Annotated in this window: 17 protein-coding genes; 10 read left to right on the top strand and 7 right to left on the bottom strand. The window is 33.0% G+C overall.

The annotated features are described in order from the left end of the window. Nucleotide 1: 1 nt before the first annotated feature. The 4 genes from IEV77_RS08730 to IEV77_RS08715 all read left to right on the top strand — a co-directional run bounded on the left by IEV77_RS08730 (nt 2) and on the right by IEV77_RS08715 (nt 3,049). On the top strand, nt 2-421 hold the full coding sequence (locus IEV77_RS08730) for a thiol-disulfide oxidoreductase DCC family protein (protein WP_188463880.1): 420 nt from the start codon (nt 2-4) through the stop codon (nt 419-421). A gap of 42 nt (nt 422-463) precedes the next feature. After that, a complete protein-coding gene (locus IEV77_RS08725) occupies nt 464-1,204 on the top strand; it encodes a DUF3575 domain-containing protein (protein ID WP_188463878.1) in 741 nt (246 codons plus the stop codon). Nucleotides 1,205-1,245: 41 nt separating this feature from the next. Continuing rightward, nucleotides 1,246-1,926 carry a hypothetical protein gene (locus IEV77_RS08720; RefSeq protein ID WP_188463876.1) on the top strand — a complete coding sequence of 227 codons (681 nt, stop codon included), beginning with the start codon at nt 1,246-1,248 and terminating at the stop codon, nt 1,924-1,926. Nucleotides 1,927-2,137: 211 nt separating this feature from the next. Then, on the top strand, nt 2,138-3,049 hold the full coding sequence (locus IEV77_RS08715; RefSeq protein WP_188463874.1) for an EamA family transporter: 912 nt from the start codon (nt 2,138-2,140) through the stop codon (nt 3,047-3,049). Between the two features lie 332 nt (nt 3,050-3,381). Here the strand turns inward: IEV77_RS08715 and IEV77_RS08710 are convergent, their stop codons facing one another. The 3 genes from IEV77_RS08710 to aroC form a co-directional block, all read right to left on the bottom strand. Then, on the bottom strand, nt 3,382-4,218 hold the full coding sequence (locus IEV77_RS08710) for a sulfurtransferase (protein ID WP_188463872.1): 837 nt from the start codon (nt 4,216-4,218) through the stop codon (nt 3,382-3,384). A 14-nt stretch (nt 4,219-4,232) separates the two neighbouring features. Next, nucleotides 4,233-5,678, bottom strand: coding sequence for a dicarboxylate/amino acid:cation symporter (locus IEV77_RS08705; protein WP_188463869.1), 1,446 nt, complete (start codon nt 5,676-5,678; stop codon nt 4,233-4,235). Nucleotides 5,679-5,755: 77 nt separating this feature from the next. After that, nucleotides 5,756-6,817 (bottom strand): chorismate synthase, encoded by a 1,062-nt coding sequence (gene aroC / locus IEV77_RS08700; protein WP_188463867.1) that lies wholly within the window; start codon nt 6,815-6,817, stop codon nt 5,756-5,758. A gap of 187 nt (nt 6,818-7,004) precedes the next feature. Between aroC and IEV77_RS08695 the strand changes: the two genes are divergently transcribed. Then, nucleotides 7,005-7,847 carry a UDP-2,3-diacylglucosamine diphosphatase gene (locus IEV77_RS08695; protein WP_188463865.1) on the top strand — a complete coding sequence of 281 codons (843 nt, stop codon included), beginning with the start codon at nt 7,005-7,007 and terminating at the stop codon, nt 7,845-7,847. Here the strand turns inward: IEV77_RS08695 and IEV77_RS08690 are convergent. Then, nucleotides 7,844-10,774: an FAD-binding and (Fe-S)-binding domain-containing protein gene (locus IEV77_RS08690; protein ID WP_188463863.1), complete on the bottom strand. Its 2,931-nt coding sequence runs from the start codon at nt 10,772-10,774 to the stop codon at nt 7,844-7,846. The two genes, IEV77_RS08695 and IEV77_RS08690, sit on opposite strands and share 4 nt — an antisense overlap. A gap of 97 nt (nt 10,775-10,871) precedes the next feature. Between IEV77_RS08690 and IEV77_RS08685 the strand changes: the two genes are divergently transcribed. The 3 genes from IEV77_RS08685 to IEV77_RS08675 all read left to right on the top strand — a co-directional run bounded on the left by IEV77_RS08685 (nt 10,872) and on the right by IEV77_RS08675 (nt 13,362). Further along, entirely contained in the window at nt 10,872-11,363 is a 492-nt protein-coding gene (locus IEV77_RS08685) for a hypothetical protein (RefSeq protein WP_188463861.1), read from the top strand. Between the two features lie 64 nt (nt 11,364-11,427). Next, the gene (locus IEV77_RS08680) at nt 11,428-12,267 is read left to right on the top strand and encodes a sugar phosphate nucleotidyltransferase (protein WP_188463859.1); all 840 of its coding nucleotides are present in this window, start codon (nt 11,428-11,430) and stop codon (nt 12,265-12,267) included. A 3-nt stretch (nt 12,268-12,270) separates the two neighbouring features. Beyond that, nucleotides 12,271-13,362, top strand: coding sequence for a phosphotransferase enzyme family protein (locus IEV77_RS08675; RefSeq protein WP_229736624.1), 1,092 nt, complete (start codon nt 12,271-12,273; stop codon nt 13,360-13,362). On the opposite strand, the gene IEV77_RS08670 is transcribed toward IEV77_RS08675, so the two are convergent. The 3 genes from IEV77_RS08670 to IEV77_RS08660 form a co-directional block, all read right to left on the bottom strand. Beyond that, nucleotides 13,345-14,748 (bottom strand): Gfo/Idh/MocA family protein, encoded by a 1,404-nt coding sequence (locus IEV77_RS08670; protein ID WP_188463857.1) that lies wholly within the window; start codon nt 14,746-14,748, stop codon nt 13,345-13,347. The two genes, IEV77_RS08675 and IEV77_RS08670, sit on opposite strands and share 18 nt — an antisense overlap. Nucleotides 14,749-14,799: 51 nt before the next feature. Next, nucleotides 14,800-15,939: an N-acetyl-alpha-D-glucosaminyl L-malate synthase BshA gene (bshA, locus tag IEV77_RS08665; protein WP_188463855.1), complete on the bottom strand. Its 1,140-nt coding sequence runs from the start codon at nt 15,937-15,939 to the stop codon at nt 14,800-14,802. A gap of 73 nt (nt 15,940-16,012) precedes the next feature. Then, nucleotides 16,013-18,928: a serine hydrolase domain-containing protein gene (locus tag IEV77_RS08660; RefSeq protein WP_188463853.1), complete on the bottom strand. Its 2,916-nt coding sequence runs from the start codon at nt 18,926-18,928 to the stop codon at nt 16,013-16,015. A 249-nt stretch (nt 18,929-19,177) separates the two neighbouring features. Here IEV77_RS08660 and IEV77_RS08655 point away from each other — a divergent pair, with 249 nt between their 5' ends. Together IEV77_RS08655 and IEV77_RS08650 are read left to right on the top strand one after the other, a co-directional pair. Then, nucleotides 19,178-19,549: a DNA topoisomerase IV gene (locus tag IEV77_RS08655; RefSeq protein WP_188463852.1), complete on the top strand. Its 372-nt coding sequence runs from the start codon at nt 19,178-19,180 to the stop codon at nt 19,547-19,549. A 1-nt stretch (nt 19,550) separates the two neighbouring features. Continuing rightward, a complete protein-coding gene (locus tag IEV77_RS08650) occupies nt 19,551-20,348 on the top strand; it encodes a TerC family protein (protein ID WP_188463850.1) in 798 nt (265 codons plus the stop codon). Nucleotides 20,349-20,371: the final 23 nt, after the last annotated feature.

Genomic DNA, 20,371 nt, shown 5'->3' with positions numbered 1-20,371 from the left:
AATGAAAATTAATTTACCTGAAAATAAACAATTAATTCTCTTTGATGGCGTCTGCAATCTTTGTAATTCGAGCGTGCAATATGTCATAAATCATGACAAAAACAATGTTTTTATGTTTGCTCCTTTACAAGGTGAAACTGGGAAATTTATTCTTGACAAATATCAGATAGATCCTATTAAAATAGACTCTATACTGCTCTATTCTAAGCAAAAAGAGATTTCATATAAATCTTCCGCCGCTTTAAAAATAGCGAGTCAACTTGGTTTTCCCAGAAATTTATTAGGAATATTTTTAGTAGTTCCCGTTTTCTTGAGAAATGGCGTTTATAATTATATTGCAAAGAACCGTTATAAGTGGTTTGGAAAGCAAAATGAATGCATGATTCCCAATGAAAATTTAAAAGCGAAATTTCTAAATTAGAGTTATAAATATTTGTAAATTTATAATACATTTGGAGGCGCTATGAAAAACACATTTAATTCTGCCCTTTTACTGACATTTTTTCTAATGTCTACCATATCTTTTAGCCAAGAGCTAGAAACAGCACCACAAAGAAAACAAGTTAAAAACGAAATTTCATTTGAGCTGTTACAAGTAATTAATGGAGCTTATCAGTTAACTTACGAAAGGTATATATGGAATAATTTTTCAGCATCTTTATCTCTTGGATATAAGGGAAAAGAAGGAATTTTAAGTTTATCAGGAATAGATACGGATAAACTTAAAACAGGAAATGTTTTCTATACAGGGTATCAAATTGCACCAGAAATAAGATATTATTTAAGAAGTACTTCAAAAAATTATTTAGATGGCTTTTATTTTGGAATCTATTTAAAACATTCCGATTACAGTTCTAACCTAAGCGGATCTTATGTTAATGAAGGTGTAGATTACGATTTAGAATTTAAAATGGAATTAGATGTTACTTCTGTTGGATTCCTCTTAGGATATAAATTACCTATAACAAAACATTTGAATATTGATTTTTTAATTGCAGGTCCTGGGTCTGGTAATTATAATTTTCAAATAAAAAACGAAAAAGATTTACCTAATGAGTTTTATGATGATTTAAACGATGCATTAGAAAACTATAGCTTATTCGACTTGATTAATTCTGATTTCAGATTTTCTCAAGTCAATAACAAAACTAAATTCTCAGCTTTATCCTGGAGATATGGAATAGCATTGGGTTATACATTTTAACAAACAATTATATTAACAATCAATTATTTTTAAAAATTACTATGAAACACACATTTAAATTATTTTTCGCACTTGCTTTAGTCGTTGTCTTTTCCAGTTGCTCAGGCGTTAAAGTTTTAGATTCTTGGGAGTCTGACACGGCTAGTTCTATAAAGGACAATAACGTTTTGGTTATTGCTAGAACACAAGATAAGCAAGCTAGAATTGCTTTCGAAACAGCTATAGCTGACGAATTTAGAACTAATGGAATTAAGGCTACTGAAAGTTTTAGAAAATTCCCAAACATGTTACCTGATGAAAAGCTTAGTGAAGAGAAAATGAAGAACTTTAGAGCTTTTTTAGATAACGAAGGTTATAATGGAATTGCAGTAACTGTTGTAAAAAACAAAAAAGAATCTACAGAAACTACTCAAGATGGTGGATATTATGCAGGAGCTAGTTATTTCCCAAGTTACTATCCAGCTTATTATGGTGGTTTTTATGGTTATTATGCACATCCAATGTCTTATTCTACTTTTGGATCTTATGTTCCTGCTTCTTATACTACAGAGACCATTGAGACTTATATAGTTGAAACTGTTGTTTACGATTTAGCACAACCTGAAGACAAACAATTGGTTGCAGTGGTAACTTCACAAATTGTAGATCCTCAGGATGTTACAAAGAACGCTCAGTTATATGCTAAAAAAGTAGCAGAAAGTCTTGAAAAAAAGAAAAAATAATAAACGCATTTAGCATAAATTTTTAAAAAGATCTTGAAGAAATTCAAGGTCTTTTTTTTGTTTAATAATGTAGCTTATCTCTATTAAACAACAAGTTCTTCGGCCTAAACAACCTCTATTTTAATTATAAAATCAACCAGAAAAATTTACATAATTTTATAGTCTTAGTTTTTTTAATAAGATACATTTGCAACTTCTTAAAATCAAAAAAATGAACGCAACAAAATATTATCTTGCAGTTATTTCGGCCTTTACCATTTGGGGTTTTTTTAGTGTCATTTTAAAGTCCTTAGATAGTTTTCCTGCATTCGATATTTTAAGTTATCGATCTGTGTTTTCTGCGGCCATTATGTTGGTAATTACGCTCTTCCTTCGACCTAAAGCCTTAAAAGAAAATAAGGCATTGTTTATGTCTTTTACAAAAAAAGTAAAATATCGTATTATTGGCATAAATATGCTAAGTGGTTTATTTTTAGCACTTAATTGGTACATTTTTATTTATGTTATGAACAACGTAAGTGTCAAAGCCACCTCTTTAGCTTATCTTATTTGTCCTATTCTTACAATGGTATTAGCTTATTTAATTCTAAAGGAAAAGCTTTTCAAGCTTCAATGGTTTTCTGTAATTTTAAGTTTTGTTGGTTGCCTGCTGCTTTCTTTAGGGAATTTTATGGATTTATTTTATAGTATGGTTATTGCCTTTTCATATGCTATTTATTTAGTGATGCAACGAAAAAACCAAGAACTAGGGCGATTTTTAGTACTAACTGCTCAAATTTGTTTTGCGGTTGTATTACTCTTTCCCTTTTTTATGACCTATGAATTTAACACCGTAAAAACATCCATTTTTTATGGAACGATTTTGTTAATTGCTGTTGTTTTTACAATCATTCCAATGTATTTAAACATCTATGCACTTAAAGGCCTGCCGTCTTCTGTTGTGGGTGTTTTTATTTACTTAAATCCAATAATCAACTTCTTCCTAGCCATATTTTATTTCCATGAAGAAATCACCTTATTACAAGGTCTGAGTTATTTACTGATTATAATATCTATTGTTATATTTAATATACCGGCTTTAAAAAATAGGATACATAGAAGACGAGCCGCACACATACAATAAATAGGCAAAAAAAAAGGTCTTGAACCACATCAAGACCTTTTTGTAAACTTAAAAACTAACCAAAAACTTAATAAATTTTAATATGAAATAAATAGCACATTTATTTTGTTGATGTAAACTTACTAAGTATTTAGGAAGTATAATTAATTATTCGATGAACTGATAGAATTATTTGTTTTAAACAAATAATATGCAAAAATCTTCTATCAAATACATAACTAATTGATAATTAGCTGTCATATGAAGGTATAAGTAATTGAAATGCAATAAGTGTTTTTCTTTAGTTACTTTAGTTTGATAATTAGTAACCGATAACTCTTAATTAAAAAATATTATCCCGCAGTTAAACTTCCCCATTCCGTCCAAGAGCCATCATAAACGGATAGATTATTATAACCAGCCAATTCTGCTCCCAAAGCTAAGACACAAGCTGTAATCCCAGAGCCACAAGAAAAAGTTATGGCTTGATTTGTTTCGGCTAAAGGTTGAAACATTCTTTTTATTTCGGATATAGGTTTTAACAACCCTTGATTATCTAATAAGTTTTCAAAAGGAAGGTTTACTGAATTTGGAATGGTTCCACTTCTTAAGCCTTCTCTAGGTTCTACTTCAAGAGAGTTGAATCTGTTCTCTGATCTAGCATCTATTATTAAGTGTTTTCTATCTATCGATTCCTTTTTCACATCTTCGAAAAACTTCATGTATTTAGGTTGAAGTTTGGCTTGAAAATCACCATTATCACCATTAAAAACTTGTTTCTCTTCAGTTCTAAATCCAGCATGTTTCCAGGCAGGAAAACCACCATCTAAAACAGCCACATTATTAAAACCAAAAGCTTTAAACAACCACCAAACTCTCGGACTGGAGAAAATACCTTTATCGTCATAAACCACAAGAACGCTGTTTTTATTGATTCCCAAGGTTTGGACTTCTTTCTCAAATTGTGTTACAGAAGGAAACGTGGTTGGAAATGGTGCAGAAACATCGCTAAACTTATTTTTTAAATCGAAAAACCGCGTTGAAGGAATCTGACTTTCTTTTGTATTACTTCTATTCTCTGTAACTTTTGGAATGGTCGCATTTAAAACAACCAAATTTGGATGATTTAAATGGTCATGTAACCAACCAACTGAAACTATAGGCGTAGGCAATTTCAATTCATTAATCATTTATAAACGATATTTTAAGAATCTAAATCAAAAGTTTCGGTGGGATTTTTAGCATCTTCGTAATCTAACATGTTTTCACCATCTGCAATAATAGAGCACACTGTAGCATCTCCAGTAACGTTAACAACGGTTCTAAACATGTCTAAAATTCTATCCACAGGAAAAATAATAGCAATCCAAGCCGGGTTTAAGCCTACTGAATCCAAAACAATGATAAGCATAACTAATCCTGCACTTGGTACAGCAGCAGAACCTATAGAGGCTAAGGTAGCTGTTAAAACAACGGTTACTTGTTGGCCTAGAGTTAAATCTATCATATGCATTTGAGCTAAAAATATAACGGCAATGGCCTGATACATACTGGTTCCATCCATATTTACTGTTGCTCCAATTGGTAAAACAAAACTGCTGATTTTTTTATTTACCCCTAAATTTTGCTCCACACATTCCATAGTTACTGGAAGTGTTGCAGCACTACTAGATGTTGAAAAGGCTAAGGTTTGTGCAGGACTCATGGCCTTGAAAAATCCTTTGTAAGGAATTTTTTTCACAAAGACTTTTAGAATAATAGGATAAACTACAAAAATCATTAATAGTAATCCTATTAAAACGGTTAAGGAATACCAGCCTAAACCTTTAAAAATCTCCACTACTTTACCTATGTCGTCTCCTGCCATTTTACTTACTACTCCAGCTAAAAGCGCAAATACAAAAAACGGCGCAGCTTGCATCACAATATCGACCATTTTTAAAAACACTTCATTGATGCCATCTACCAGGTTTAAAACAGGTTTTGCTTTATCTGCAGGTACAAACAATAAACAAACCCCAAAAAACACTGCAAAAAAGATAATTTGGAGCATCAAGCCATTATTTGATAAGGAATGGAAAAAGTTGCTAGGAACAATATCTACTAAGGGTTGCAGAGGCGTAGTCTCTTTTTGCTTTTTAACAGACTCTAATTTATCTGAAACAGCTGCTTCTCTTAGTTCGCTTTTAGATAAATCTGAAATCTCCTGAGCGCGTTGAAAAAACTTAGGATCTTGCAGGTAATTAACACCATCCTTGATTTGATAACCTTCAGAATTCGCCCATATTTCATAACTAATTCTATTGTCTATCCTGCTTTGTTCGTCAATTAGCTTCCCTGGTTGAAACGTATTTACTAGTAATAAACCTAAAGAAATGGCCATTACGGTAGTAAGTAAATAGATTCCAAGAGTTTTACCTCCCATTCTTCCTAAAGTGGAAGGATCTCCAATATTGGCAACCCCACCTATAATAGAAAACAAAACCAATGGCACAGCAATAAGTTTCAATAAATTAATAAAAATAGTTCCAAATGGATCAATCCAATTAATGGTAAATGCGCTCCAGCCCATCGAACTTGATAGTAATGCCCAGATGACACCAAGTAACATTCCAATAATAATTTTCCAATGTAGCGCTAGTTTTTTCATATTTCCATCTGTCCTTCGGACACCTTCCATACTTCGACTGCGCTCAGCACAGGAAGGGAAGAATTTGTCAGTTAAATTTAATTATTTATATTATTCAGAAGCCAAAAATCTGCTATAACTAGAGCAGCCATGGCTTCGACGATAGGAATAGCTCTTGGCACAACACATGGGTCGTGACGTCCCTTTCCTTGCATTTCTACAATATTTCCAGAACTATCCAACGCATCCTGTTTTTGAATGATTGTAGCTACAGGTTTAAAAGCAACTCTAAAATAAATATCCATGCCATTACTAATACCACCTTGAATACCGCCAGAGAGGTTTGTTTTGGTACTTCCATCGGCATTAAACAAATCGTTGTGTTCGCTACCTTTCATTTTAGCGCCACAAAAACCACTACCATATTCAAAACCTTTAACAGCGTTTATGGAAAGCATGGCTTTGCCTAAATCGGCATGCAATTTATCGAAGACAGGTTCTCCAAGTCCCACTGGTACGTTTTTGATGACACATGTAATTGTACCACCAATAGTATCTCCTTGTTTTTTTATTTCTTTAATTCTTGCAATCATTTTGTCCGCAGTTTCACTATCTGGACAACGTACAATATTCGATTCAACTTGTGAGAAATCTAAATCCTGGTATGGTTTTTCAAGAAAAATTTCTCCAACGGAAGAGGTATAAGCATGTATTTCTATATTTTCAAGCATTTGTTTCGCTATGGCTCCAGCTACTACTCTACTTGCTGTTTCCCTTGCAGAACTTCGGCCACCACCTCTATAATCGCGAACACCATATTTTTTTTCATAGGTATAATCCGCATGACTTGGTCGATACACATCTTTTATATGTGAATAATCATTCGATTTTTGATTTGTGTTTTTAATGGTAAAACCAATAGGAGTTCCTGTGGTAACACCTTCAAAAATACCTGACAAGAATTCTACTGTGTCTGGTTCTTTACGTTGTGTAACAATTTCAGATTGTCCAGGTTTTCTTCTGTTTAATTCATATTGAATGGCTTCTAAATTCAGTTTCAACCCAGAAGGACAACCATCAATAATGCCTCCAATTGCTACGCCATGGGATTCCCCAAATGTGGTTAGTTTAAATAATTTACCAAAGGTATTTCCAGCCATAAAAAATATTTTATTTGCTAATGTAATTGTATTATCAGAGAAACAAAAATGGTTTTAAAAAAAGCCTAGCCATAAAATTTCCATTTGGAGTAACAATTTAATAACAATTGCCTCACATTTAATTAATTAAACCGTGATGTTTAACTCATATTCAAGTGTTTAATTTGATTCATAATTAAATAATGTTTTGAAATTAAAAAGAAAAGTTGAAATTGCTGTTATTTCTGATGTTCATTTAGGTACCTACGGATGTCATGCCAAACAATTACTTACTTATTTAAATAGCATCCAGCCAAAAAAACTTATTCTAAATGGCGATATCATTGATATCTGGCAATTTAGTAAACGTTACTTTCCTAAATCGCATTTGAAAGTTATAAAAAAAATTATGAATATGGCTTCTGATGGTGTAGAAGTTATATATATAACTGGAAATCATGACGACATGTTACGGAAATTTAGCGATACGACTATTGGAAATATCTCTATTGTAGATAAAATTGTATTAGAATTAGATGGAAAAAAAGCTTGGTTTTTTCATGGCGATGTTTTTGATGCCTCCATCCAAAATGCGAAGTGGTTAGCCAAGTTGGGAGGTTATGGCTACGATATGCTTATTGTTTTTAACCGATTGATAAATTGGGTTTTAGAACGTATGGGAAAAGAAAAATATTCCTTATCAAAACGAATTAAAAACGGCGTTAAAGGCGCCTTAAAGTATATTGGTGATTTTGAACAAGTGGCTACAGATTTAGCTATTGAAAATGGCTATGACTATGTAATTTGTGGACATATACATCAACCCAAAATGTTACTGAAGGAAAACAAACATGGAAAAACCATGTATTTGAATTCTGGAGATTGGATAGAAAATTTTACGGCTTTGGAATATCAATTTAAACGCTGGAAAGTGTATCATTATAATGAAGATAAATTATCCCCTTTTTTTGCAGATCAGGATATTAAAGAAATGGAAATGACAGATTTAATTGCCGCCATCACTATTTTTGATGCCAAGAAAAATACTTAAAGTAACGCTTCCTTGAGTATTGTTATTGGATGTTGTGCTACTTTTTGAGTGCCATCTTTAATTTGATGTCTGCAACTAGTGCCATTTGCCGAAATTAAAACATCCGGTTTAGCGTTCCTAACGGCAGGAAATAGGGTTTGTTCACCAATTTGCATACTCACTTCATAATGCTCTTTTTCATAACCGAAACTGCCTGCCATACCACAACAGCCACTAGGAATAATGGTGACTTTATAATTTTTGGGTAAATTAAGGATATCAAAACTAGACTTTTGATTGCCTAATGCCTTTTGATGACAATGACCATGAAACTTAATGGTTTTGGCTTGGTTGGTAAATTGTTCCGATTTTATATGTCCTAAAGCAATTTCTTGCTGAAGGAATTCTTCAATTAAATACGTGTTTTTAGCTATGCTTTTGGCTGAAGAAACATCGTCTGCCAATTTTAAATATTCATCCTTAAAAGTTAAAATAGCTGAAGGTTCTATTCCTATTAAAGGTGTTTCTGAAGTGATTTTATCTTTAAAGATTTCAATATTCTTATTGGCAAATTTCTTTGCTTGTTGCAACAAACCTTTGGATAAAAAGGCCCGTCCAGATTCATGATGATTTAAAATGATAACCTGGTAATTTAGGGCTGTTAAAAGTGCCAAGGCATCTAAACCCACTTGGGTATCTAGATGGTTGGTAAACTCATCATTAAACAAATAAATTGTTTTTATATATTTATTACCATCACTTTGATTTTTAGATGTTTTGTAATGTTTAATTAAACTTTTACTTGAAATTAATGGCAAGCTTCTTTTAGATGCAATTCCTAAAGATTTCTTTAATAAAGAGGAGGTTAGACCATTAGAAAATATGAAATTTGTAAGCCCTGAAAACTGACTTCCTAAATTGTTTAATTGATTGTTGTGTGCAAATAATTTAGTTCTTAGTGAAACCCCGTTTGCTTGTTGATATTGGTATAAAAATTCTGCTTTTAAAGTAGCCACATCTACACTACTTGGACATTCACTAGCACATGCTTTACAACTTAGGCATAAATCGAAAACCTCTTTTAATTCGTGATGGTCAAACTTATTTGATTTATCAGAATTGGTTAAAAATTCTCTCAATGCATTGGCTCTAGCTCTAGTGGTATCTTTTTCATTTCTAGTGGCACGATAGCTAGGACACATGGTTCCTCCAAATTCAGGAAGTTTTCTACAGTCTCCAGAACCATTACATTTTTCAGCTTCACGAAGAATTCCAAGAGATTCTGAAAAGTCTAAAAATGTATTTATTTCAGGATCTTTTCTACCTGGCACATAACGTAAACTTTCATCCATTGGAAAAGCATCTACAATTTTACCGGGATTGAAGATGTTGTTTGGATCGAAAGCAGATTTAATCCGCTTTAAAATCTGGTAATTAGCATCGCCAATCATTAATGGAATAAATTCGGCTCTAACAATGCCATCCCCGTGCTCTCCACTCATTGAGCCTCTATATTTCTTGACTAAATGTGCAACGTCCGTTGTTATTTTACGGAATAAAACCACATCTTCCTTTTTCTTCAAATTTAAGATTGGGCGTAAATGCAATTCTCCAGCCCCAGCATGTGCATAATAGACAGCTTCTTGATTGTAGGAAGTCATTAATTGGGTGAATTCTTTTATGTAGTTAGCTAAATCTGTTAAAGAAACTGCCGTATCTTCAATACAAGCGGCTGTTTTTTTGTCGCCAATCATATTGCCTAACAAGCCTAAACCAGCTTTTCGTAATTCTACTGCCTTGTCAATGTCTTCATCTTTAAGAATGGGATTGGCGAAGCTTAGTTTTAAGCCTTCAATTGCCTCTATCAGTGAATTTGCCTTAGTTTGCGCTTCTTCTTTAGTGTCTTCCTTAATTTCGCACATTAAAATAGCCTGTGGATCACCAACTATAAACTGTCTGTTTTCTTGTTGTGTTTTGTTATGTTTGGTTAGGTCCAGAATAGTTTTATCCATCATTTCGCAGGTATGCAAATTGTATTTCATAACCGTTTCCACGGCATTTAAACAGTCTTGAATGGATTTGAAATGCGCCGCAACCATGATGCTTTCTTTTGGAGGAAGTACATCTAATTGCAAGGTGATTTCTGTTGTGAATGCCAGTGTTCCCTCACTACCAGAAAGTAATTTACACATATTGAAGCTTTCTGGATTATCAGAAAACACATTCGTTTTTATTAATTCATCAATCGCATAACCTGTATTTCTTCTATGAATTTCTGGTTTTGGGAACTGCTCTGAAATGTTATTTTGAATTTCTTCAGAATCTAACTCTTTAAAGATCGCTTTATAAATATGACCTTCAAGAGAATCGATTTCTAGTTTCTCTCTGAATTCATTTTTAGTAAGATTCTTAAAAACAACTTCTGATCCATCGCTTAAAATGGTTTTTAATTCCAAAACCTTATCTCGGGTAACACCGTATTGAATTGAAGTTGTACCAGAGGAATTATTTCCAACCATCCCTCCTATCATACAACGATTTGACGTAGAAGTGTTTGGTCCAAAAAACAAACCAAAGGGTTTTAAGAAATTGTTTAATTCGTCTCTAATCACGCCAGGTTGAACAGTAACTGTTTTTTGTTTTTCGTTGATGTTTAAAATCTTGGTGAAATATTTGGAAACATCGACCACGATACCATTTCCAACACATTGTCCCGCTAAAGAAGTACCTGCAGTTCTAGGAATTAACGAAGTCTTATTTTTATTAGCAAAAGCGATAAGAAGCTTAATGTCTTTTACCGTTTTTGGACATGCAACAGCTTGAGGTATAATTCGATACACTGATGCATCCGTTGCATAAATAGATGTTGTTAGATCATCGTAGTGTAAGTCGCCTTCGAGCTTATTTTTTAATTCTTTAAAAAATGATTCTGCTTGCAATAATTCCAAAGATTTGTAGTTTGAATGATAGCCATAAATTTAAGCTTAGTTTATGACTTTTAACAAAACAATGTTATTTATTTAAATTAAAAAAATAAGAATTATAATGAAAAAAGTAGTTTTAATAGCATGTGTGTTTTTCGGATTTACGACATACATATATGCACAAGAAATTTCTAAAAACGCTATAGGATTAAGGCTTGGAGACGCAAATGGTGTTGGAGCTTCTATTTCCTATCAGCGTGCCATTATGGAGAGCAACAGATTGGAATTTAATTTTGGTTGGAGCAATAGCGATAATAATGATGGCATTAAGTTTATTGGTTTGTATGAATGGGTTTGGAACATTGATGGTGGTTTTAATTGGTACGCAGGACCTGGAGCTGGCTTTGCCACTTATACGTTCGAAGATTACTACGGGCACGACCATAAAGATGGGTTTGTAATTTTAACTGGAACTGTTGGCATTGAATACAGCTTCGATTTTCCTTTACTTTTATCTTTAGATGTTAGACCAGAACTAGGTTTTGGAGCCAATGCCTACAATAATAACGATTTAGATTTTGATCTAGGTTTGGGCGTTCGATATCAATTTTAAAATAGCTTCTGAAATAATATATAAAACACCTTTTTTAAGGTGTTTTTTTATATAGCTTTGTAATATGAAGCAAAAAACAATAGCCATTATGGCCGCTGGGATGGGATCTAGATTTGGAGGCCTGAAACAGATTCATGCTGTTGTAGATGACTATGCCATATTAGATTTTTCTATTTATGATGCCCTTCAAGCTGGTTTTAATCACCTTGTTTTTATTGTTAGAGAAGATATTCTAAAGATTTTTCAAGAGCGATATGAAAATGAACTCCCTGAACATGTTCAAGTAGATTTTGTAATTCAAGACGCCTCAAAAACACCTACAAGAGTAAAACCATGGGGAACTGGACATGCTTTACTTTCTTTAAAACACAGCATTAACAATCATTTTGCTCTTATAAATGCAGACGATTTCTATGGGAGAGAAGCTTATAAATTGATGCATGATGCTTTATATGAAGATGTAAATAAGCACAATTACTTTATAGGTTATCAGTTAAAGAATACCTTATCAGATTTTGGGGCCGTCTCTAGAGGCCAATGCTTTTTAAATAAAAATCAGGAGCTTATTCATATAGTTGAACATACTAATATTAATAAAGACAATCTTTTGATGCCTTTAAATACGATTGTTTCCATGAATTTCTGGGGATTTTCAGCTGATGTTTTTAAAATTGCAGATAACTTGTTTGAAACATTTCTAAAAGAAAATAAAGACTCACAAACTGCAGAGTTCTATATTCCGATGATAGTAGATTCTATGATTAATGAGCATAAAGGCATTTTTAGAATGCTTGAAAGCAATTCTAATTGGTTTGGCGTAACCTATAAAAAAGATGAATTAATGGTAAAACAACAACTTCTAAAACTTATTTCGGAAGCTGTTTACCCAACTAAATTATGGTAGCTTTTGGAAACACTTAAACATATTTCTGAGCAATTTAAGATAGAACATGCTATACTTAATATTCAAGTTTTGGCTTCTGGCCATATAAATGACACCTATCTTGTTACTTGTAGGGATAATTCACATTATGTGCTTCAAAAAATTAACAGTCAAGTATTTACTAATTTAAATGAGATCATTTTAAACAAGGTTGTAGTTAGCAATCATTTGAAAAATATATTTGATAATTCCGAATTAAATTATCAAGTTGCCGGTTTTATTAAATCTAAAAGTGACGATTATTTTATTGAAGCTTATAATGGTTGCTGGACTTTAATGGAATACATTCCAAATTCTAAAACCATTGCTCGAGCGGAAAATGCGAAACAAGTATTTGAAGCAGGAAAACTATTTGGAAATTTTATTATTAGCACTTCCTCTCTGGAAATAAATAGCGTTTCTGAAACGCTCCCAAAATTTCATTCCGTTCCTTTTAGGTTTTTTCAATTTGAAGAAGCACTTAAAAAAGCTAAAGCTTCTAGAAAAACAAAGGCTCAAGAGCTTATTTCCTTTGTTTTAGAACTTCAAATGGAGATGTTTCAGCTTTCTGAATTAAAAGAAAACAACAGCTTTCCAATAAGAATTACACATAACGACGCCAAGCTTTCAAATATTTTATTTGATACTGATGATAATGGCTTGGCTGTTATCGATTTAGATACGGTTATGCCAGGAATCGTGCATTTTGATTTTGGAGATTCCATCCGTTCTATCTGCTCGAATACCGTTGAAGATTCTGATGATTATGAAAACACCACTCTTAATCTAAAGTATTACGAAGCTTACTGCAAAGGCTTTGCTTCTGAAACGTCCAATTTGTTAACTTTAGAAGAAATCCTCTATTTACCTTTAGGGGTTAAAACCCTTATATATATTATGGGATTACGTTTCTTAACAGATTATCTAAATAACGATGTCTATTATAAAACAGGGCACTCAGATCATAATTTGGTTCGTGCTAAAAACCAAATGACACTTTTAAAAAGTGTCATTCACAATTTTGATGAGATTAAAAGTCTAACTTATTCTAGTTTCAACTTAAATAATATCTCTTAAAACTTCATTTTTTCTAGGTGTTTCCCATGTTCCTCCTGTAAAATCTGGAACAATGGTTTTGGCGCTACTATTGGCTACGGATAATTCTGATAAAGGTGTTATAGAACTCCAAAGGACGCTATCGTATAAATTAATATCTAATGGTAAGCCTTCGTTTAAACAACGCATCATTCTATAAACCATGACAAAATCCATCCCTCCGTGACCAACAGCATTTGCATCTATTTGGGTTTTTAATTTATTCCATAGTGGATGGTCGTAGCGTTCCTTATAATCTTTATATTCAGCTTCATTAAGCCAACTATGCCCCCATTGTAATTCATTATGGCCTACATATAATCTGGAAGGATAACCTTCATGTGCCGCTTTGGTGCCAAACACATTATTTAGTCTGGTATAAGGTCTACCCGTATGCGTATCGAATTGTAACATGATGGTTTTTCCTTTTTTAGTTTTAATCAAAGAAGTATTCATGTCGCCACAGGCGAAATTTTTAACTGGAAAATTTTCTATTTCGGCACCAAGTTTTAAACTATCATCTCTGGAACTCATGGAGGTTAAATAATCGTAATTATCGCCACGGCCAATATCCATATAAAAGCTTGTTGGACCTAAACCATGTCCTGTATAGAAATTGCCGTTTTGGGTTTCATGATGCTTTATTCGCCATTGATTTTCGTAATATGTTGCATCCATCATGTGTTTGCGTAAATCGTGAATATAAGCGCCTTCCGCATGATTCACTTCACCAAAAACCCCTTGATCTATCATGTTTAGCACCCAAAGTTCTTCGCCATTAAAACAGCAATTCTCCATGTACATGCAGTGCTTTTGAGTACGCTCGGCTACTTCAATGAGTTTCCAACAATCTTCGAGCGTCATAGCCATAGGTTGCTCGCAAGCCACGTGTTTACCTTGTTCCATGCCATAAACTGACATTTCTGTATGTGAATCCCAAGGCGTGGCAATTAAAATGATATCAATATCGTCTCTTTTGGCTAGTTTTTTCCATTCATGTTCATCTCCGTAATATAAATCGGCTCCGGTTGTTTGAATGGTTTTAAGATATTCGTTGTTCTTTTCAACTTTATCTTGTTTTAAATCTGAAAGTGCTACTATTTGGGCATGGTTGTTTTTAATAAGATAATCGAACATTTGGATGAGAACACTTCCTCTGTTTCCCATGCCAATAATCCCCACACGGACTGTTTCTATTGGTGGCGCAGTTAACCCAACGCAATTTCCTAAAGCTTTTTTTTGGCTCAAAAGCTCATTAACAAAGTCTTTTTCTGCGATATCGCTATTTCTGCCTGAAAGCATGCTTGGCGCTAAGCCTAAGAAAAGGCCTGCTCTAGCTGTTAAGTTTAAAAAGGATTTTCTGTTCATTTTGAAAAACTTTGAATTAGAACAGAAAGGTAAAAAATTTATTTAGAAATCCTACAATAGCGTTTTACATTTGAGCAGTGTTTCCTCGTAAATAGCTTCGTATTGAGGTACAATTTGATAGATATCGAAATTACAAGCTTGTTTTTTAGCGTTTTCTTTAAATTTATTCAAAGTTTTTTCGTCTTTTAAGATAGCAAGCGCATTTTTGCTCATATCCTCAATATCTCCAACATCACTTAAATAACCAGAAACGCCATGTACATTTACTTCAGGAATACCGCCAGAATTACTTGAAATAACTGGAACTCCAGAAGCCATTGCTTCTAAGGCAGCCAAACCAAAACTTTCAGTTTCTGAAGGAAGCATAAACAAGTCTGAATAACATAGAATACGGTCAATTTCATTACTGTTCCCGAAGAAAACAACTTTATCTTCAATACCCAACTTTCTACAAAGTTCTTCAGCTGGCTCCTTTTCAGGGCCTTCTCCTACCATCATTAATTTGGAAGGAATTTCTTTCTGAATATTATAAAATACTTTAATAATATCTGGAATACGTTTCACAGATCTGAAATTACTAATATGCGTGATTATTTTTTCATCTTCATTTGCTAACATGCCTCGCTGACAATCCACGAAATTATTGGTATGTTTTGCAATATCTATAAAATTAGTAATGACATGGATGTCATTTTTAATATCAAATAACCTTAAGGTATCGCGTTTTAAACTTTCTGAAACAGAGGTTACGGCATCCGATTTATTAATACTAAATGTCACTGCCGTTTTATAAACCGGATGAGATCCAACTAAAGTAATATCTGTACCATGCAAAGTGGTTACTATGGGAATATAAATGCCTTCCTCTTGAAGCATCTTTTTAGCCATATAGGCGGCATAGGCATGAGGAATGGCATAATGGACATGTAGAAGCTCTATTTTATGAAGTTTCACCATATCAACCAATTTACTAGTTAAGGCTAATTCATATGGTTGATAATGAAATAAAGGATATTCAGGAACGCTTACTTCGTGAAAATGCACATGATTTCCTAAAAGTTCTAATCTTACTGGTTGTTTATAAGTAATAAAATGAACTTCATGACCTCTTTTTGAAAGCTCAATACCAAGTTCCGTAGCTACTACGCCGCTTCCTCCAAAAGTTGGATAACATACAATTCCTATTTTCATTTTTTATTTTCTAAAGTTAAATACTAATATTTATAAACTTTAAGTACTTATTAGTTCTAACTTTAAGTACTTTCTAATCTATAATCGCTTCATAAATTAAGCGTTGAATATCTGTTCTAATATTTTCTTTAAGCAACAAATTAGTCGTTGCTTTAGGATAAGTTCTATTGGCTAAAAATATATAAACAATTTCCGATTCTGGATCAGCCCATGCATAGGTACCCGTAAAACCTGAATGCCCAAAACTTGTCATGGAAACACAGCCACAAGTTGGTCCTTCCACTCCTAATTGCGGTTTATCGAAACCAATACCGCGTCTGTTGTCTTTTTCACAGAAATAGCAAGTATTGAATTGATCTACTGTTTCTGGTTTGAAATAACGTTTCCCGCCATAAAAGCCTTTTTGCAAATATAACTGCATGATTTTAGCAACATCGTTGGCATTGCTGAAAATTCCAGCATGACCACCTACTCCATTTTGCATGGCTGCTCCCATATCATGAACATATCCATGAACTTCTTGATATCTGTAATAATCGTCAATTTCTGTTGGTACAATTTTTTTACCACTAAACTTATTATACGGATTATATGTTGTGTAATTAGCTCCTAACGACTCGTAAAAATGGTCTTGTACCAGTTCGTCCAAACCTTTGTCGTAATAAGTTTCAATATATTTCTTTAAAATGTAATAAGGCAGATCGCTATACCTGTAAGCATCTCTATCTAAGAGATCTGTATCTAAAATTATTTTTTGAATGGAATCTTGATAGTCGGCTCTCATGTATAAATCGTTAGCAATTTTTACACTGAACTTTTTGCTATATTCTTTTCTATAATATTTTTCATCTGGGTGTTTTGAGGAATCCAATGTGGCATAATAAAATGGAATCCACGGTTTTAATCTAGCATAATGAGAAAGCATCTTTTTTAAAGTGATGTTTTTCTTATTAGAATTAAGATATTCGGGTAAAATCTCTGATAACTTGGTATCTAAGGAGATGACTTTATTTTCATTTAACTCCATTAATAATGGCAAGGTTGCAAGTATTTTTGTAAGCGATGCCACATCATAAATATCATCGAAGGTTACTGGCTCTGAATCTTTAGCATAGGTATGGGTCCCAAAATTTTTATTGTAAATAACTTTTCCTTTTCTAGCAACTAATAGCTGAATTCCAGGGGTCATTTTTTCAGAGATTGCATAGTTTGCAATAGAATCGAGTTTGTTAAGTTTTTCGGTACTCATCCCTACACGTTCTGCCAAACCATAATTTAAACGAGAGAGATTAGCATAGGTAATTCCATCTCCAGCAACAAAACCATTTCCAACGGAAACCGGTAACATACCCTTTGCCGAGATAGCTCCAAAAATTAGTTGTGCCGATTTTTCCTGCGAAATTTTACTGTTTTGATAGCTTACTACAATACTTTCAATATTTTCGACTGTTGTTAAATTGAGTAAGGCATAAGGTTTTACAAAAATGTCTAAAATAACTTTATTGTTTCTTGCAATTTCGTAAAGCCAAACAAGCTCTTTATCTGTAAATTCATAACTTTTCCATGGAGACTCGTTAGATCGATGAAATCCAACGATTACTGTGGTATATGCAGATAATTTGGTAATAAGTTCATCTAAATTATCGGCAGAAACTTCATGAACCTTTGTGTATTTTTGCAATTCATCAAGAAATATAGAACCGTCATCATCTCCCAACTTCACATAAGCAATTTTCTTTTTTTCTAAAGCTCTAATAGGAAGTAAATCTTCTTTATTCTTAATTACTGTTATGGCATTTTCAAAAAGTATTTCAGAAAGAACTTCATCTTGAATTCTATTTAAATCTTCAACCAGATGCTTTGTTTCAATAGGTTTATAATTGTTTAAACCCACTTTATATTTAGCTTGAAGGATTTTTTTAACAGAAAGAGCCAAACGTTCTTCTGTAACAATACCCGCATTATAAGCTTCCATTAATTTTGTTACAGCCTTTGGGACATCCTCTGAAATCAATAAGACATCATTTCCTGCTAAAAATGCAGCTAAATCAATATCTCCAGGCTCACTGTAGTTTGCTACCCCTTTCATATTAAGAGCATCTGTATAAATCAACCCTTTAAAATGCAACTCATTTTTCAAAATATTTGTCACTATATTATAAGACAATGATGAAGGAAATCCATCTCTTGGCTCTAAGGCAGGCACGTTTAAATGCGCCACCATGACACTAGATAAACCGTTATCAATTAACTTTCTGTAAGGGTATAATTCGACTGAGTCTATGCGTTTTTCATCAAAATGAATGGTAGGCAGGGTTTTATGCGAATCGGTATCTGTATCTCCATGTCCCGGGAAATGTTTGGCATTTGCCATAACTCCGGCTTCTTGCATGCCTTTCATAAAAGCAAGCGCTTTTTCTGTAACATTATCTCTGTCTTCCCCAAAAGACCTATTTCCAATAATTGGATTTATTGGATTCGTGTTGATATCCACAACTGGAGCAAAATTAAAAGTCACTCCAAGACGCTTACAATGTTCGCCTAATTGTTTCCCAACTTGTTCAATTAGTTTGTTGTCTTTGATGGCTCCTAAAGTCATATTCCACGGAAATGCATAAGTGCTATCTAATCTCATGCTCAGTCCCCATTCAGCATCCATACCTATTAATAAAGGGATTTTTGAGGCTTTTTGCAAAACATTATTCATTTTTGCCTGGTTAACTGGATCTCCTTTAGAAAAGATAATTCCCCCTATATGATAGTCTGTAATTAACTGACTTGTTATATTTTCATGTGCCAAGCCTTGATTTGAGAAGGCCTGAACCATAAAAAGCTGTCCAACCTTTTCTTCTAAAGACATGTTGTTATATAGACTATCCACCCAAATTTCCTGAGCCAGAACATCTTTAGATAATAAAGGATTTCCTGTCTGAGATAAAAGACTTGTGGAGAGAGAGAGAAATGTTATTAGATAACAAAAGTGACGCATAAATGATAGGCTTTAAAAAGCAGTTATTGAATGTTTATAAAAACTAGGCCAAATTAAAGCTTTTAAAGGTAAAATTAAAAGACTTTAAGATAGTTTTATAAAGATAATATCAACCAAACAAACGGTTAGAGAATCATTTTATTTGAAATTTAAAAACAATTGCTCCCCTGGTTTTTTGATCTTACTTTTTAGTATTTTTGAATAATTATTTCAAATTAAAATAAGCATCCACTTTCTTGGAAAAAACATATGAAATATCTCCTTAGTTTTAGTATCCTTTTGTTATTGACAAGTTGTTATGAAAGGGAACGCGAGTGTGCTAACTTTCAGATTGGCACTTTTCACAGTGAAATCACCATTGAAGGTGTTGTTTATAAATCTAATTTCACAAGAAAAAAAGACATTCAAATAGAAACATATAATAACAAAGTAGACTCCTCTCAAGTACGATGGATAAACGATTGTGAAGTTATTTTCAAAACTATTAATCCAAAAAGTATGGCTGAACAAAAAGACGTGCATCTAAAAATATTAGTAACAACAGATTCTACTTATACTTTTGAATATTCTTACGTAGGTGAAAAAACGAAACAAAAAGGAATAGCAACCAAAATACAATAGTATGATAGACTTTTTATTGTCTGGAGATGCCATCATGGCACTGTTAACATTAACGTTCCTTGAAATTATTCTTGGAATTGATAATATTGTATTTATTTCTATAGCTGCCAATAAATTACCTGAGCATCAACGTGCTAAAGCAACAAATATTGGTCTTTTGCTAGCCATGGTGCAACGTATTATATTATTGTTTTTCGTATCGTTTTTGGTTGGGTTAAAAGAGCCCTTTTACACGATTGAAACAAGCTGGTTACATATAGCTATTAGTGGACAAGCTATTATTCTTTTTTTAGGAGGTCTTTTTTTAATTTATAAAAGTACTTCTGAAATAAGAGAAAAAGTTGAAACACCTTCTCATGATGAAGATGAAATAAAAGGGAAGAAAATTAATACTTTGTCTCAAGCCATCACCCAGATTGTGATTATTGACTTTATATTCTCGATAGATTCTATTCTTACAGCTGTTGGGATGACCAATGGGTTACATCCAAACCATAATTATGCCTTAGTATTAATGATTATTGCTGTGGTAATTTCCATAGGTATTATGATCACTTTTGCGAATCCCATTAGAAATTTTATAAATGCTCATCCAAGTATGCAAATTTTAGGTTTGGCTTTTTTAATACTAATAGGTTTTATGTTAATTACTGAAGCAGCACATCTATCCCACACGTCATTTTTTGGTCAAACTGTTGGAGCTGTGCCAAAAGGTTATTTATATTTTGCCATTGCATTCTCCTTACTAGTAGAGTTTATTAATTTTAAAATTCAGAAGGGAAAAGTTTCAAAGAAATAATTTTAAAATAGATTTAGAACATA

Source organism: Xanthomarina arctica (assembly GCF_014638915.1).
GTDB classification, from domain to species: Bacteria; Bacteroidota; Bacteroidia; order Flavobacteriales; family Flavobacteriaceae; genus Xanthomarina; species Xanthomarina arctica.
The sequence above is the reverse complement of the archived record's forward strand: the minus strand, read 5'-3'. Positions and strand labels throughout refer to the sequence as shown.

What these genes read in the sequence shown, in the direction of transcription:
- IEV77_RS08730 (WP_188463880.1), top strand. Translation starts at nt 2, where the DNA reads ATGAAAATTAATTTACCTGAAAATAAACAATTAATTCTCTTTGATGGC.
- IEV77_RS08725 (WP_188463878.1), top strand. Translation starts at nt 464, where the DNA reads ATGAAAAACACATTTAATTCTGCCCTTTTACTGACATTTTTTCTAATG.
- IEV77_RS08720 (WP_188463876.1), top strand. Translation starts at nt 1,246, where the DNA reads ATGAAACACACATTTAAATTATTTTTCGCACTTGCTTTAGTCGTTGTC.
- IEV77_RS08715 (WP_188463874.1), top strand. Translation starts at nt 2,138, where the DNA reads ATGAACGCAACAAAATATTATCTTGCAGTTATTTCGGCCTTTACCATT.
- IEV77_RS08710 (WP_188463872.1), bottom strand. Translation starts at nt 4,218, where the DNA reads ATGATTAATGAATTGAAATTGCCTACGCCTATAGTTTCAGTTGGTTGG.
- IEV77_RS08705 (WP_188463869.1), bottom strand. Translation starts at nt 5,678, where the DNA reads ATGAAAAAACTAGCGCTACATTGGAAAATTATTATTGGAATGTTACTT.
- aroC (WP_188463867.1), bottom strand. Translation starts at nt 6,817, where the DNA reads ATGGCTGGAAATACCTTTGGTAAATTATTTAAACTAACCACATTTGGG.
- IEV77_RS08685 (WP_188463861.1), top strand. Translation starts at nt 10,872, where the DNA reads ATGAAAAAAGTAGTTTTAATAGCATGTGTGTTTTTCGGATTTACGACA.
- IEV77_RS08680 (WP_188463859.1), top strand. Translation starts at nt 11,428, where the DNA reads ATGAAGCAAAAAACAATAGCCATTATGGCCGCTGGGATGGGATCTAGA.
- IEV77_RS08670 (WP_188463857.1), bottom strand. Translation starts at nt 14,748, where the DNA reads ATGAACAGAAAATCCTTTTTAAACTTAACAGCTAGAGCAGGCCTTTTC.
- bshA (WP_188463855.1), bottom strand. Translation starts at nt 15,939, where the DNA reads ATGAAAATAGGAATTGTATGTTATCCAACTTTTGGAGGAAGCGGCGTA.
- IEV77_RS08660 (WP_188463853.1), bottom strand. Translation starts at nt 18,928, where the DNA reads ATGCGTCACTTTTGTTATCTAATAACATTTCTCTCTCTCTCCACAAGT.
- IEV77_RS08655 (WP_188463852.1), top strand. Translation starts at nt 19,178, where the DNA reads ATGAAATATCTCCTTAGTTTTAGTATCCTTTTGTTATTGACAAGTTGT.
- IEV77_RS08650 (WP_188463850.1), top strand. Translation starts at nt 19,551, where the DNA reads ATGATAGACTTTTTATTGTCTGGAGATGCCATCATGGCACTGTTAACA.